The organism is Streptomyces agglomeratus (assembly GCF_001746415.1).
Lineage (GTDB): Bacteria > Actinomycetota > Actinomycetes > Streptomycetales > Streptomycetaceae > Streptomyces > Streptomyces agglomeratus.
In genome coordinates, this window is record NZ_MEHJ01000001.1 from 6225887 (window position 1) to 6239530 (window position 13644).

Annotated in this window: 12 protein-coding genes and 2 pseudogenes; 10 read left to right on the plus strand and 4 right to left on the minus strand. The window is 71.6% G+C overall.

Features of this window, described 5'->3' with window-relative positions:
* Nucleotides 1-584: 584 nt before the first annotated feature.
* Together AS594_RS47970 and AS594_RS46315 are read left to right on the plus strand one after the other, a co-directional pair.
* Nucleotides 585-1169, plus strand: a pseudogene (locus tag AS594_RS47970) (tetratricopeptide repeat protein); the annotation flags it as partial.
* Nucleotides 1170-1830: 661 nt separating this feature from the next.
* The gene (locus AS594_RS46315) at nucleotides 1831-2769 is read left to right on the plus strand and encodes a hypothetical protein (protein ID WP_069935453.1); all 939 of its coding nucleotides are present in this window, start codon (nucleotides 1831-1833) and stop codon (nucleotides 2767-2769) included.
* A gap of 107 nt (nucleotides 2770-2876) precedes the next feature.
* Here the strand turns inward: AS594_RS46315 and AS594_RS27185 are convergent, their stop codons facing one another.
* Nucleotides 2877-3581: a response regulator gene (locus tag AS594_RS27185; protein WP_256096853.1), complete on the minus strand. Its 705-nt coding sequence runs from the start codon at nucleotides 3579-3581 to the stop codon at nucleotides 2877-2879.
* A 152-nt stretch (nucleotides 3582-3733) separates the two neighbouring features.
* On the opposite strand from AS594_RS27185, the gene AS594_RS27190 reads away from it, so the two are divergent.
* The 6 genes and pseudogenes from AS594_RS27190 to AS594_RS27215 all read left to right on the plus strand — a co-directional run bounded on the left by AS594_RS27190 (nucleotide 3734) and on the right by AS594_RS27215 (nucleotide 9028).
* Nucleotides 3734-4717 (plus strand): Bug family tripartite tricarboxylate transporter substrate binding protein, encoded by a 984-nt coding sequence (locus AS594_RS27190; RefSeq protein ID WP_069930819.1) that lies wholly within the window; start codon nucleotides 3734-3736, stop codon nucleotides 4715-4717.
* Nucleotides 4714-5247, plus strand: coding sequence for a tripartite tricarboxylate transporter TctB family protein (locus tag AS594_RS27195; protein ID WP_069929482.1), 534 nt, complete (start codon nucleotides 4714-4716; stop codon nucleotides 5245-5247). Before AS594_RS27190 ends, AS594_RS27195 begins: the two co-directional genes overlap by 4 nt.
* Before the next feature lie 3 nt (nucleotides 5248-5250).
* The gene (locus AS594_RS27200; RefSeq protein ID WP_069929483.1) at nucleotides 5251-6750 is read left to right on the plus strand and encodes a tripartite tricarboxylate transporter permease; all 1500 of its coding nucleotides are present in this window, start codon (nucleotides 5251-5253) and stop codon (nucleotides 6748-6750) included.
* Nucleotides 6747-7199: a GNAT family N-acetyltransferase gene (locus AS594_RS27205; RefSeq protein ID WP_069929484.1), complete on the plus strand. Its 453-nt coding sequence runs from the start codon at nucleotides 6747-6749 to the stop codon at nucleotides 7197-7199. Before AS594_RS27200 ends, AS594_RS27205 begins: the two co-directional genes overlap by 4 nt.
* Before the next feature lie 36 nt (nucleotides 7200-7235).
* Nucleotides 7236-8327, plus strand: a pseudogene (locus tag AS594_RS27210) (methyltransferase domain-containing protein); the annotation flags it as partial.
* A gap of 59 nt (nucleotides 8328-8386) precedes the next feature.
* Nucleotides 8387-9028, plus strand: a complete 642-nt coding sequence (locus AS594_RS27215; protein ID WP_176741019.1) for a hypothetical protein — start codon at nucleotides 8387-8389, stop codon at nucleotides 9026-9028.
* A 16-nt stretch (nucleotides 9029-9044) separates the two neighbouring features.
* On the opposite strand, the gene AS594_RS27220 is transcribed toward AS594_RS27215, so the two are convergent.
* Nucleotides 9045-9581: a ribonuclease FAU-1 family protein gene (locus AS594_RS27220; RefSeq protein WP_079144382.1), complete on the minus strand. Its 537-nt coding sequence runs from the start codon at nucleotides 9579-9581 to the stop codon at nucleotides 9045-9047.
* Complete coding sequence (locus AS594_RS27225) at nucleotides 9562-10482, minus strand: GNAT family N-acetyltransferase (protein ID WP_069929486.1); 921 nt, start codon at nucleotides 10480-10482, stop codon at nucleotides 9562-9564. The genes AS594_RS27220 and AS594_RS27225 overlap by 20 nt, the downstream gene beginning before the upstream one ends.
* Nucleotides 10483-10555: 73 nt before the next feature.
* Between AS594_RS27225 and AS594_RS27230 the strand changes: the two genes are divergently transcribed.
* Nucleotides 10556-10930, plus strand: coding sequence for a GntR family transcriptional regulator (locus AS594_RS27230; protein ID WP_069929487.1), 375 nt, complete (start codon nucleotides 10556-10558; stop codon nucleotides 10928-10930).
* A 32-nt stretch (nucleotides 10931-10962) separates the two neighbouring features.
* Here AS594_RS27230 and AS594_RS27235 read toward each other — a convergent pair whose 3' ends face one another.
* Nucleotides 10963-12072, minus strand: coding sequence for a DUF5925 domain-containing protein (locus AS594_RS27235; protein WP_069930821.1), 1110 nt, complete (start codon nucleotides 12070-12072; stop codon nucleotides 10963-10965).
* A gap of 110 nt (nucleotides 12073-12182) precedes the next feature.
* Here AS594_RS27235 and AS594_RS27240 point away from each other — a divergent pair, with 110 nt between their 5' ends.
* Nucleotides 12183-13619 (plus strand): xylan 1,4-beta-xylosidase, encoded by a 1437-nt coding sequence (locus tag AS594_RS27240; RefSeq protein ID WP_069929488.1) that lies wholly within the window; start codon nucleotides 12183-12185, stop codon nucleotides 13617-13619.
* Nucleotides 13620-13644 lie beyond the last annotated feature (25 nt).

The window sequence follows — 13644 nt, forward strand, 5'->3', positions numbered from 1 at the left end:
AGCGGGACCTGAGGAAGCGGCGGGCCCGGACCCTGCCGCGCGGGGCGGGGCGATGGTTGCTCTGTCTACCACCGGCTTTTCGCCTAGCGTGGGAAGCAGGGGCCGTTCCTCGCTCGGAGACCGGCATGTTCAACCGGCGCAGGGAAAGCGAAACCAGCCTGACGTCCGCACTTCCCGCGCCCCGGCGGATCGCGTGGTGGGTCTGGAGCGCCGTAGGCACCCTCGCCCTGCTCGGTCTGCTCCCGTGGGCCGGTGACGAACACCGGGCCTGGGCCGACGGTCCGTGGGGCGACGGGCTGTGGGGCTGGGCGGAGAGCGCCGTGGGGTGGCTGGCCCAGGTCTGCGGCGGTCTCGGCCGGGTCTTCGCGAGCGGCGGCGGCCTGTCCCTCGGCCAGCGGCTCGCCTTCTTCTTCGTCGTCCTCGGTGTCCTCTACCTGTACTGGAGAGCGACGCGCGCCTCGCTGGCGTACAAACCGGGCCCGGTCGACGTGCAGGAACTCATCGACGCGACACCCGGGGGAACACTCGGCCTGCCGCCCGAGGACCTGACGGCCGAACTTCGCCAGCAACTGTCCGGCAGCAGCATGTACGCGCCGACGACACTGCCCGCCGAGGCGCCGCCGACGAGTTTCCTGGAGCTGGTCGGCGACGTCGAACTCGACCCGAACAAGCTGGGAACCGCCCTGCCGCGCCTGCTGAGCCGGCTGCGGCCCCAACTCGCCTACCGCGTCGGCGGGGTGCTCAGGGTCCGGGCGCAGGGACCGGAGAACCTGGGGGTCACGGTGACCGTCACGGCGTACGTGTTCGGCGGAGCCCGTTCGACGACCGTGTGGGGGAGCGAGTGGAGCGAGGTCATCCGCAAGGCCGGATGCTGGGTGATCAGCTCGCTGCTGCCCGCCACGCGCGCCGGCCGGCAGCCGCCCTGGCGCCGGTGGTGGGGCCGGGAACTGAACCCCGAGCTGTACGAGGCGTACCAGAACGCGAGTGAGCTCAGCCGGGCCGGCCGGTACCACGAGGCCCTCTCGCGGTACTACGACGCGATCTCGCTCGACCCCGGCAACCCCTACCTGCGCGGCGAGTTGGCGGAGGTCCAGGAGAAGATGGGGCTGCACATCGACGCGCTCGACACCTGCCAGCGGGCCCTCACGCTCGACGGCCAGACCGCCGAGCAGTACAACCTGCGCCTGTGGCAGCGGTACCGCCCCCTGCGCCACCTCCGGCATCCCCGCCTGTACGCGGAGGTGCTCGGGCTCCGGTACCGCAACGCCATCATCCTGGCGACCGCCGAAGAGACGGTGAGGCAGTGGTACGAGAACAAGGGCGCACGCCACCGGGAGACGACGGAGCGGCTGGCGCCGCTGCTCGTGGACCGCTACTGGCCGACCGCCACGGGCCTGGTGACCCCCGGCACCGAGAAGACGGCGCTACTCGCCGCGCTGCGGCTGTCCGCCCGTCCCCGGACGAGCGAGAACGGCGAGGCGGCCGCCGGGCTGGTCCTCGCCGTGTTCCAGCGGGCCGCACGACGGGAGCTGGACCGCCTGGCCGCAGACGACCGGTGGGCCCGCATCGCCGGACTCTACTGGCCGGCCCGGCTGCGGAGCCTGGCGGGAGTCGTATGGCCCTTCTCGTACGTCCAGAGCGTCAGGGGCCCGCGTGAGCCGGTGACCCGGGGTGCGCTTCGGGTCAACCAGCAGGTGTGGGCTCCGTTGCGCCTGGCACCGGGCACCGGGCACCGGGTCTCCGGCGTGGGCATCGGCGGGTGCCCGGGAGGTCGAGAAACGGATCAACCGCGCCCAGAGCCGCGTCCCCCTGCTGCGACACGTCCTTCCGGTGTGGCGCTGCGGCGACTGGCTGACCCACTACAACAGCGCGTGCGCGTACGCCATGGCGATGAGGGCGGCCGACGGCGACCCGCACGTCACGGAGGGGCACGTCCGGCGTGCCGTGGAGGAACTGGAGAAGGCCGTTCTCGTACCGAAGGGCGGTTTCATGACGGTGGAGCGCACCTGGATGGTCCACGAGGACCCCGACCTGGACCTGCTCCGGAACGAGGAGCTGTTCAAGAGCTTCGTCAGGACCGCCTACCCGGGACTCGAAACCGCCGCGGACGCACTCCCTGCGGACAACTGGTCCGAGAAGCAGATGCGGTCCTACGACTACCGGCTCCTCGAAGCGGTCGCCAAGGTGATGCAGCAGGTGTGGAACCTGCGGGGCGCGGAACGCGGGGCCGACATCCGGGTCGCGACCGAATGGCTCCGCAGCGAATGCGAGATCTGGGCGGGCATCCACGGGGTGACCGGCTTCGACCGGTGCGGGCAGTGGGAGGACCGCGTGGACCTCATCGGCCACGTCCAGGCCAACAGGCAGCCCGACCTCTTCTTCGCCCCGGAGTTTCCCCCTCCGCTGCTGTCCGACGGTCCCGCCGCGGACGACCTCCCGTCCGACATTGACCAACGGCTCGAACGTCTGGCACGGGACCTGGAGTGCGAGGAGGGGGAGGGTGGCGTACTGCACCTCAGCAGCCGACAGGGGCAGGACGTTCTCCGGGAGGCCACGGCCAACGGAGTGGCGCGGCTGAGCCGGGCCTCCGTGCGGAAGCTGGCCACCGGGTACTCCGCGCTCTGGCAGACGCTCGGCGAGTGGCTCGGCCCCGCGGACCGTGGCGAAGAGCCCTTCCTCCACGCGCTGAAGGGAGTTCCCCGGCCGACGCGACGACGCCGTGCGTCGCGCCGCTCGATCGTCCTCGACCCGACGAGAGTGCGGATCTGAACAGGGCGGAACCCTCGGGCGGTACGGGTCCGAGCGGAGGCCAGATCCCCGGCCGGTACGGGGCCGAGCAGAGGCCAGACCCCCGGCCGGTGCGCGCGCGGGAACGGTCAGCCGGTCCACCGGTAGCGGCGCTCCGGCCGGCCCGTTCCGCCGTACCGCAGCGTCACCTCGGCGCGGCCCGTGTCCGCGAAGTACTCCAGGTAGCGGCGCGCGCTGACGCGGGACAGCGATCCCGCCTCCGCGCACTCGGTGGCGGACAGGCCGCCGGGGTGCTCGCGCAGGGTGCGCCCGACCAGCTCGGCCGTGTGCGCCGCGAGGCCCTTCGGCAGCTCCCGCGAGCCCGGCGGCCGGGTGCCGAAGATCTGGTCGACGTCCGCCTGGCGCGCCTCGCCCTGCTCGGCGAGCTCGTCGAAGCGGGTACGCATCGACGCCACGTGCCGCAGCTGCTCCTGGAGAGCCGCCTGGTTGAACGGCTTGATCAGATAGTGCAGCGCGCCCGCCCGCAGCGCCGCCCTGATGATCTCCGCGTCCCGGGCCGCCGTGATGAACAGGGCGTCCACGGTGTGCCGGTGCGCCCCGCCGGCGGCCCGCTCCTCCGCCGCGCGCAGCTCGCGCAGCACGCTGACCCCGTCCATATCGGGCAGATACACGTCGAGCAGGACCAGATCGGGACGAAGCCGGTCGGCCGCGCGCAGCGCTTCGGCGCCGCTGTGCGCCACTCCGACGACCGTGAAACCGTCCATCGCGGACACGTAGCGACTGTGCAGTTTGGCGACCATGAAGTCGTCGTCCACCACCAGCACCTTGGTCACCGCGCAAGGCTAGGGCGCGACCACAACGACCACAACGTCCGTTGATTGCGGAAGGGAGACAGCTTGTTAACACGCGGGCAACATGTGGGCCACTTCACAAGTTTCCGTGAATCCCCAGTTCAACCCGTACACACGGACAGGTGGTGGCCCAGGTGCGCATGCGTACTCCCCTCGCCCTGCTCGGGGCGGCACTGCTCGTACTGGTGGGGCCGCCGCTGCTCACCACAGGCAGCGGCGCCGACACCGGCACGCAGATCCCCGGCCTGCGCTTCATGGTTCCCAACACACCCGGCGGCGGTTACGACATCACGGCCCGTACGGCCGCGAAGAACGCCGAGGACGCCGGGCTCACCCACAACATCGAGGTGTTCAACCTGCCGGGTGCCGGCGGCACCGTCGGCCTCACCCGCCTCGTCGGCGAACACGGCAACGGCAAGCTCGCCATGTCGATGGGCCTCGGCGTCGTCGGCGCCGTACACACCAACAAGTCGCCCAGGACACTGGGCGACACGACGCCGATCGCCCGGCTCACCGAAGAGCAGGACATCGTCGTCGTCGGCAAGGACTCCCCGTACAAGACCATCGACGACCTCGTCGCCGCCTGGAAGAAGGACCCCGCCGAACTTCCCGTCGGCGGCGGCTCCTCGCCCGGCGGGCCCGACCACCTCGCCCCTATGCTGATGGCGAAGGCCGCGGGCATCGAGCCGAAGTCGGTCAACTACATCCCGTTCGACGGCGGCGGCGAACTGCTCGCCTCCATCCTCGGCGACAAGGTCGCCTTCGGCGTGTCGGGCGTCGGCGAGTACCTCGACCAGATCGAGTCGGGCGAGCTGCGGCTGCTCGCCGTCACCGGACCCGAGCGCGTGAAGGGCCTCGACGCCCCCACCCTGCGCGAGTCGGGACTCGACACCGACTTCACCAACTGGCGCGGCATCGTGGCGCCGCCCGGACTCACCGACGCCGAGCGCGACAAGCTCGTCACGCTCGTCGAGAAGCTGCACGACTCGCCCGAATGGCAGGAGTCGATGAAGAAGAACGGCTGGGACGACGCGTTCCTGACCGGTGAGAAGTTCGGCGACTTCCTCGACGAGCAGGACAAGCGCGTGGACTCGGTGCTGAAGGAGCTGGGGCTGTGACCACCGGAACCGAAACCCCGGCCGCGGCCCGCACCCCCCGGTCCTGGCTGCGCGAACACTCCGAGATCGGCGTCGGCGTGCTGCTGTTGCTGCTCGGCATTCTCGTCCTCACCGACGCCCTCACCATGGATGTCGACCTCACCCAGCGCGGCCCCGTCGGCCCGAAGACCGTCCCGGTGGTCGTCGGCATCGCCCTGCTGCTCGTCGCCGTACTCCTCACCGCCGACGTCCTGCGCGGCGGCCGCGGCGAGGCCGAGGGCGGCGAGGACATCGACCTCAGCGACCCCAGCGACTGGCGTACGGTCCTGCTCCTCGCCGGGGTCTTCCTCGGCAACGCCGTGCTCATCGACCCGCTCGGCTTCCCCATCTCCGGGGCCCTGCTCTTCTGGGGATCGGCGTACGCGCTGGGCAGCCGCCACTACGACCGCGACCCGCTCATCGCCGCCGGCCTGTCCCTCGTCACGTACTTCGTCTTCGACAACCTGCTCGGAGTCCCGCTCCCCGGTGGCCCCCTGATGGAGGTGCTCTGAGTCATGGACTCCCTCAACTCCCTTCTCGACGGCTTCGGCACGGCCCTCACACCCGTCAACCTGCTCTGGGCCGCGATAGGCGTCCTGCTCGGCACGGCCATCGGCGTACTGCCGGGAATCGGCCCGGCGATGGCCGTGGCCCTGCTGCTTCCGGTGACGTACGGTCTCGAACCCACCGGCGCCTTCATCATGTTCGCGGGCATCTACTACGGCGCGATGTTCGGTGGCTCCACGACCTCGATCCTGCTCAACACCCCGGGCGAGAGCGCGGCGGTGGTCGCCGCCATCGAAGGCAACCCGATGGCGAAGGCCGGACGCGGCGCCCAGGCGCTCGCGGCCGCCGCCATCGGCCACTTCGCGGGCGGCATGATCGGCACGATCCTGCTCGTCGCCCTCGCCCCGGCCGTCGCCTCGCTGGCGGTGGACATCGGCGCGCCCGACTACTTCGCCATCATGGTGCTGGCCTTCATCGCCGTGACGTCCGTACTCGGCTCGTCCCGCGTCCGGGGCGCGGCGTCGCTGCTCATCGGCCTCACCATCGGCCTGGTCGGCCTCGACGGGATGACCGGCCAGCAGCGCCTGACCTTCGGCTCGCTCCAGCTCGCCGACGGCGTCGACGTGGTGATCGTCGCGGTCGGACTCTTCGCGATCGGCGAGGCCCTGTGGGTCGCCGCCCACCTGCGGCGCGCGGTGGCCGAGCCGATTCCGGTCGGTCGCCCCTGGCTCGGCAGGGCCGACGTGAAGCGCACCTGGAAGTCCTGGCTGCGCGGACCGGTCATCGGCTTCCCCTTCGGTGCCATCCCGGCCGGCGGCGCGGAGATCCCGACGTTCCTCTCGTACGTCACCGAGAAGCGCCTCTCGAAGCACAAGGAGGAGTTCGGCAAGGGCGCGATCGAGGGCGTGGCGGGACCGGAGTCGGCGGCCTCCGCCTCGGCGGCCGGCACCCTCGTATCGATGCTGACGCTGGGCCTGCCGACAACGGCCGTCGCCGCCGTCATGCTGGCCGCCTTCCAGCAGTACGGCATTCAGCCGGGACCACTGCTCTTCGAACGCGAACCCGACCTCGTCTGGGGCCTGATCGCCTCACTCTTCGTCGGCATGGTGCTGCTGCTCCTGCTCAACCTGCCGCTGGCGCCACTGTGGGCGAAGCTGCTGCGCATCCCGCGCCCGTACCTCTACGCGGGAATCCTCTTCTTCGCCGCGGTCGGCGCGTACGCGGTGGGCGGCGAGGCGCTCGACCTGGTGATCCTGCTGGTCATCGGGCTGATCGGGTTCGGCATGCGGCGGTACGGGCTGCCGGTGCTGCCGGCCGTGATCGGCGTCATCCTCGGCCCGGCCGCCGAACAACAGCTGCGCAGGGCGCTCCAGATCAGCGACGGCAGCGCGACCGGCCTGGTCGACACGCCCTTCTCGGTGACGGTCTACGCCGTGATCGTCGTCCTGCTGGCCTGGCCCTTGCTGAAGAAGGCGGTTACGCGACGCCGTCGTAACGTGTCGGCATGACCGACGACACGATCCGCCCCGCCACCTCCGCCGACGTACCGAGGGTGAAGGCCGTGACCGACGCGGCCTATCACCACTACATCGAGCGAATCGGTGTCGTGCCGGTCCCGATGGAGGCCGATCACGCGGCGAACGTCGCGGCGGGGCGGGTGTTCGTGACGGGCGACCCGGTCGTGGGTGTCCTGGTCCTCGTCCCGCACGAGGACCACCTCTACCTGGACTCCGTCGCGGTCCACCCCGACGCCCAGGGCACCGGGACGGGCCGGCGGCTGCTGGCCTTCGTCGAGACGTACGCCCGCTCGCTCGGCCTGAACGAGGTGCGGCTGATGACGAACGCGAAGATGTGGGAGAACCGGCGGATGTACGACCGCTACGGATACGAGCAGGTGGAGCGGCGGGTGGAGGGCGAGTACGACCGCTTCCACTACCGCAAGCGGCTGCCGGCGTGAGCGCGACTGTCAGTGGCGGCTGCGACGATCGGAACCATGACGAGGATTGACTGGGACGCCACCGCCGACTCCTTCGACCGGGAGCCGGACCACGGCCTGCTCGACCCCGCCGTGCGCGCGGCGTGGGCCGCGCGCCTGAGGACCTGGCTGCCGGCGGACGGGCGGCCTGCCGAGGTGCTCCATCTCGGCTGCGGTACGGGGAGCCTGTCGCTGCTCGCCGCGGAGCAGGGGCACCGGGTGACGGGGGTGGACCGCTCGCCGCGCATGGTGGACCTGGCGCGGATCAAGCTCGCCGGGACGCGGGCCGAGATCCTCGTCGGCGACGCCTACCGGCCACCGGTCGGGGAGCGGCGGTTCGACGTCGTGATGGCCCGTCATGTTCTGTGGCTGCTTCCCGATGCCGCGGCGGCGCTGCGGCACTGGTGCTCCCTGCTGAAGCCCGGCGGACGGCTGCTGCTCATCGAGGGGGCCTGGGCCGGCGACGGCATCCCCGCGGCCGAGCTGCTGGCGGCGCTGACCCCGCTCACCTCGCACGTACGGCACGAACCGCTGTCCGCCGACGCGACCCTGTGGGGCCGTGCGGTCGACGACGAACGGTACGCGCTGGTCGCCCACCCCGCCCGGCGCCCCCGCCACACCGAAGTCGTCGACGTGCACCTCGTCCTGCGCCGGGGCGACGAGGTGCTGCTCGCCCGCCGGTCCGGCACCGGTTACGCGGACGGTCTGCTGCACGCGCCGTCGGGGCACGTCGAGGACGGCGAGGACGTACGGGCCGCGATGATCCGCGAAGCGGCGGAGGAGATCGGCGTCGTGCTGGGCCCCGACGACCTGCGCGTGGCCCTGGTCATGCAGCACCGGGGACCGCGCGGAAACCCGAGGACGGGCTGGTTCTTCGAAGCGGAGTGCGGCCCGGACCTCGCACCGTACAACCGGGAACCGGACAAGTGCTCCGAGCTGGCCTGGTACCCCATGAGCGCTCTTCCCCCGGACATGGTCGCCTACTGCCGGGCCGGCCTCGACGCCTACCGGGCGGGGGAGCGCTTCGTCGTCCACTGGCACGAGGACGGCGACTCGATCGCCTACGACGAACAGGGGAAGCGGCGAGCGGTCCACCTGCCGACGACGGGGACGCCGGCCTGAGTATCCGTACCCATGTGGGGTGAGGGCCGGTTCGGCAGGATGTGCGTATGACCCGTATTCCGCGTGTGCTCGCCGTTCTGCTGCTCCCGGTCGTGCTCGGTGCCTGTGGTGCCGAGACGGCGACCGACGCCGACGCCCCGCCGCAGGCCGAACTGAAGGCGCGGGCGGGGGAGTCGGCGTTGGAGCTGATCTATGTGACCGAGGCGCCGGGGTACGACCTGGCACGGCAGTCCGTGGGCGTCATCGGGAACGACGGCTTCTCGGCCACGTACGTCTCCGCCGCCTCCGGCGGACAGATACAACTCGCCGTCGACCGCGGAAAACTGGACGCGGCGAGCTGCGCGAAGCAGTCGGTGGGTTCGGGCGGAGGCGGCGGGGACGTCGCGTGTGAGCGCGACGGCGACCTCTGGTACCGCGCGGCGGCCGACGCCCACGAGTACGCCCGGGCGTACGAGGGTCATGTGGTGCGGGTCAGCGCCGACGCGGACCGCGTGGACCGGGAGACCCTGCGCCGCGCCGCCGAGAAGGCCCACCGGGCCGGCGCCAAGGAGCTGGACGAGGTGCTCCCGGCGACCGGTGGCGGCTCTGGTGGCGGCCCCGGCACCGGCGTCGACGAGATGCCCGAGCGCGGCGACCTGCCCCCGGTGGGCGACGGCGCCCCCCACAACGACGTGGGCGCCTCCGGCTGACCCGGACCCCGTCCCCTCAGTGGTAGAGCAGCCCCTGGAACCCCGCGCCACGGGCGCGGAGTTCCAGCCGGTAGAGGGACCGGACCGCCTCGGCGGCGGCCTCCGGGTCCCGGTCCGCCAGGCCGCTCGCCGCGAACTCGTCCTCGTCCAGACGCAGGACGGTGGCACCGTCCGCCGACACCCACAGGTCGAGGTCCAGGTCCTCGACCTCCACCCGGCCGCCCGCGACGACCGCCGGACGCGTCACGTCGCAGTACCAGCCCTTCAGCGCGCCGTCGCCCGCCCTGACCTCCTTGACGGCGTACCACCGGTCCCGCCAGTAGTGCTCCGTGAAGACGTCACCGGGCTCGAACCGTACGAAGCCGAAGTCCCGTACCCCCGGAGCCGCCCACGGGGCGCTCACCACCAGGTGCGTGCCGTCGTCGGAGACGACGGAGGCCGGGTAACGGATCTTCGTACGGCCCGCCTTGACCAGGGCGACCTCGACTTCCCGCCCGGCGTTCCCGGTGCTCCCGGCGAACTCGCCCCCGGTCTCACCCGAACGTGCGGACATGACGTACCTCCGAGGCGCAGATCTCGTATCCGAACCACCTGTTCACGGCGAGCATGGGCAGGTTGTCCGCGTCGTTGCTGGTGTACGCGTCCGTGTAGCCGGCCGAGCGGGCCAGGTGCAGGGAGTCGTTCTTGGCCAGCTTCGCGAAGCCGCGGCCCCGGTGGGCGCGCACGGTGCCGGTCATGCCGGACCAGTACCGGGTGAGGCCGTCCGTCTGCGCCGCCGTGAACGCCGCGACCCGTCCGTCGGCCACCACGACCGTGGACAGTCCGTGGTCGAGGAGCGGATGGTTCCAGGTGTGGCTGATCCAGTCCTCGTAGTCCGTGAAGTCCGTGCTGATGTCGCTGGGTTCGTCGGCGGTGGTCTCCGCGTCGGCCTCGAACACCGGCCTCGGGTCGTCCCGGAAGTCGGCCGCCGTATGGAGTTCCACGCCGGCGGGAAGCGGCTGCCGCGGGGGCAGTCGGCCGTTCGCCAGGTCCAGGCGCTGGAAGTGCATGGGGCGGGTCGGCCGGTAGCCGCGGTGCTCGGCGAAGGCGCGGGACTCGGGTGTGTCCACCACCCAGGCGTAGACGGCCGTGGCGCCCTCGGCGCGCAGGTGCTCCTCGGCAGCGCGCAGCAGCAGCGAACCCGCGCCGCGGGTGCGGTGGCCGGGGTGGATCTGCGGCGTGACGAACGCCTGGCCGGGCTCGGTGCTGTCGTACGCGATACCGGCGAAGGCCGTGCCGATGAGCTCGCCGTCCTCCTCGGCCACCAGCATGCGCATCTTCTTGTCCGGATGCGCGGTCGCCCGTTCGAAGGCAACGGACTCGGGGGTCGTCACCATGAAGGGCAGCGCGGCGCGGCGCACCCGGACCCACGCGTCGGTGTCGGCCGGGGTGAAGTCACGAACGATCAGGGTCATGGTGCCGGACGTTACGCGGGGGGCGTGTCCGGGTGCCTCCCATTTTTCCCGGCCCGTGGGGGACAATCGGGCCGTGACCTTGAAGATCGCCATTGACGCGGACTCCGGTACCGCTCCGTACGAACAACTGCGCGCCCAGATCTCGGACCAGGCCCACGCCGGCGCGCTGCCGGTGGGCTACAAACTGCCGACGGTACGCGCCCTCGCGGAGGATCTGGGCCTCGCCGCCAACACCGTCGCGAAGGCGTACCGCGCGCTGGAGAGCGACGGCGTGATCGAGACGCGGGGGCGCAACGGGACGTTCGTCGCGGCGGCGGGGGACGCGGCGGAGCGCCAGGCCGCCGCCGCGGCCCAGGGGTACGCGGAGCGCGCCCGGCGTCTCGGCCTCGGCCACGAGCAGGCGCTGGCGGCGGTCGAGGACGCGCTGCGGGCGGCGTACGGGCGGTGAACGCGGCGCGGTGCGGTACGCGTGGCCCGCGGCTACAGGTACAGCCCCGCGTCCGAGCCGTCCTGCTGGGACGGGACCGACGCCGGTCCGGTGCCCCGGCGCAGCGCGTACAGCTCCGCCAGGGTCGCGCCGTCGCGGCCGACGGCCTCCTCCCGGCCGGGGGTCTCCGTACCCAGCCAGCCCAACGCCTCCGCGCGCGTCAGCGAGCCGACCTCGATGCGCGCCATGCAGCGGCCCGGCCGCACCACCGCCGGGTGCAGCCGCTCCAGGTCCTCGTTGGTGGTGACACCGACCAGGACATTGCGGCCCTGGCCGAGCAGACCGTCCGTCAGGTTCAGCAGGCGGGAAAGGGCCTGGCCCGCCGTGTGTTTGGCCTCGCCCCTGATCAGCTCGTCGCAGTCCTCCAGCAGGAGCAGCCGCCAGCGGCCCTTCGCCGAGCCGTCGTCCTCGCCGATCGCGATGTCCATCAGATAGCCGACGTCGTTGAAGAGCCGCTCCGGGTCGAGTACGCAGTCGACCTGGCACCAGTCCCGCCACGACCGCGCCAGCGTGCGCAGCGCCGACGTCTTGCCCGTACCCGGCGGACCGTGCAGCAGGAGCAGCCGGCCCGCGATGTCGTCCGGGGTCACCTTCATCAGCCGGTCCAGCGCCTCGGCCACCGGAGCGGTGTAGTTGGGCCGCACCGCGTCCCACGTACCGGCGGAGATCTGGCGGGTCGTGCGGTGCGGGCCCCGGCGCGGCGAGACATACCAGAAGCCCATCGTGACGTTCTCGGGCTGCGGTTGGGGCTCGTCCTGGGCACCGTCCGTAGCCTGCTTCAGGACTCTTTCGGCCAGCTCGGAGGTGGTGGCCGTCACCGTGACGTCCGCGCCGCGCGTCCAGCGGGACACGAGCAGGGTCCAGCCGTCGCCCTCGGCCAGGGTCGCGCTGCGGTCGTCGTCACGGGCGGCGCGCAGCACTCTGGCGGCCGGCGGCAGGAGCGTGGCGCCGGTCTTGACGCGGTCGATCGACCTGCTGTGGGAGTACGGCTGCTCGCCCGTCGCGAAACGGCCGAGAAACAGCGCGTCGACGACGTCCGACGGGGAATCGCTGTCGTCGACGTTCAGCCGGATCGGCAGAGCGGCCTCAGGGTTTGCGGACATGGCGCCCATGATCCGGCACGGCGCCGCCCCGTGCACCCCGGTTTCCGACGTTCATCCGTTCTGCGTCACACCTGCCGGAATGCCGCCCCCCGCCGATACGCTGAACGGTGATGGGACGCCATGGATGGAACTCCGGGGCAAGGCGGTGGCGGTTCACCGCACTGATCGGCGTGGGCGTGGCCGCGATCGCCCTCGTACTGACGATGTGCACGGCACTTCCCGGCCGCGACGGCACCGTCGGCCGGGACGACAACGCCGGCACCACCACCGACGGCGACAAGGTGCACGGCACCCCCGTGCCGCCGTCGGGCGCGCCGAAGCCCGCACTCGGCTGGGGCTTCACACACACGCAGTACAGCGCCGACGAGGGCGAGGCGGCCGCCCTGCGCCGGGCCGAGGAGACGCTGTCCGCGCGGCCGCTGCCACAGATCCAGCACATCATGGGATGGGGCGCCGAGAATCCGGAGCCGTCCCCCGGCCGCTACCGCTTCGACGAACTGGACAGCCGCGTCGACCTGATCCGCAGAACGCGCGGCACCCCTGTGATCACGCTGTGCTGCGCGCCCGACTGGATGAAGGGCGGCAAGGCGGGGGCGGAGAACACCGACTGGAGCAGGGAAGCCCTGGAGACCGCTCCGAGGCCCGAGCACTACGAGGACTTCGCGAAGCTCGCCGGCACCGTCGCCAGGCGCTATCCCGACGTACGCCACTTCATCGTCTGGAACGAGTTCAAGGGCTTCTTCGACGACAGCCGCCGACGGTGGAACCACGAGGGCTACACCGAGCTGTACAACCTGGTGTACGCCGAGCTGAAGAGGGTCAACAAGGAGAACCTCGTCGGCGGCCCCTACCTCGTCATGGACAGTTACGAGCCGCGCGACAAGACCTACGCCTCCGCGCTCAAGGGGCCGTGGGGCAGCGTCGACCAGCGGGTCCTCGACTCCTACACGTACTGGAACGAGCACAAGAAGGGCGCCGACTTCGTCGTGATCGACGGCGCCAGCTACACCCGCCACGACGAGCTGCTGCCCGACGAGTTCCGTGCCACGGAGAAACTGACCGCCGTGAGCGAGTGGATCGGCGACCGTTCGGGCGGGCTCCCCGTGTGGTGGGCGGAGTACTACGTCGAACCGGGCGACGACGATGACGACCGCCACGGCTGGAGCGAAACGCGCCGCACCGCCGTCCACGCCTCGGGCCTGATGGCGATGGCCAGGGGCGGCGCGAGCACGGCGTTCTACTGGAATCCGCAGAACAGGGGAGACGCCGAGTGCGCCGGATGCCTGTGGCGTCCGACCCAACTGCCCGACGGCGGCGGGGGGCTGCCGATGATGAAACTGCTGGCACGGTTCGCCGGGGAGTTCCCTCCCGGGACCCGCTACGACGGCTCCGTGCCGGTCGCCGCCGACGACGCACGCCACATCCGCGTCCTCGCCGACGACCGGACCGTCCTCGTCGTGAACACCCTCGGCCGGCCCGTCAGGACGAAGGTCGACGGGAAGTCCCTCGACCTGAAGGGGTACGAAGTGAGGTGGCTGGAGCGCTGAAGCGGGCCACAGCCGGGCCCCGCCC

Excerpts from the sequence above, each read along its gene's own strand:
- AS594_RS27225 (WP_069929486.1), bottom strand. The coding sequence starts at position 10,482 with ATGACCCTGATCGTTCGTGACTTCACCCCGGCCGACACCGACGCGTGG.
- AS594_RS27220 (WP_079144382.1), bottom strand. The coding sequence starts at position 9,581 with ATGTCCGCACGTTCGGGTGAGACCGGGGGCGAGTTCGCCGGGAGCACC.
- AS594_RS27200 (WP_069929483.1), top strand. The coding sequence starts at position 5,251 with ATGGACTCCCTCAACTCCCTTCTCGACGGCTTCGGCACGGCCCTCACA.
- AS594_RS27215 (WP_176741019.1), top strand. The coding sequence starts at position 8,387 with ATGACCCGTATTCCGCGTGTGCTCGCCGTTCTGCTGCTCCCGGTCGTG.
- AS594_RS27205 (WP_069929484.1), top strand. The coding sequence starts at position 6,747 with ATGACCGACGACACGATCCGCCCCGCCACCTCCGCCGACGTACCGAGG.
- AS594_RS27235 (WP_069930821.1), bottom strand. The coding sequence starts at position 12,072 with ATGTCCGCAAACCCTGAGGCCGCTCTGCCGATCCGGCTGAACGTCGAC.
- AS594_RS27240 (WP_069929488.1), top strand. The coding sequence starts at position 12,183 with ATGGGACGCCATGGATGGAACTCCGGGGCAAGGCGGTGGCGGTTCACC.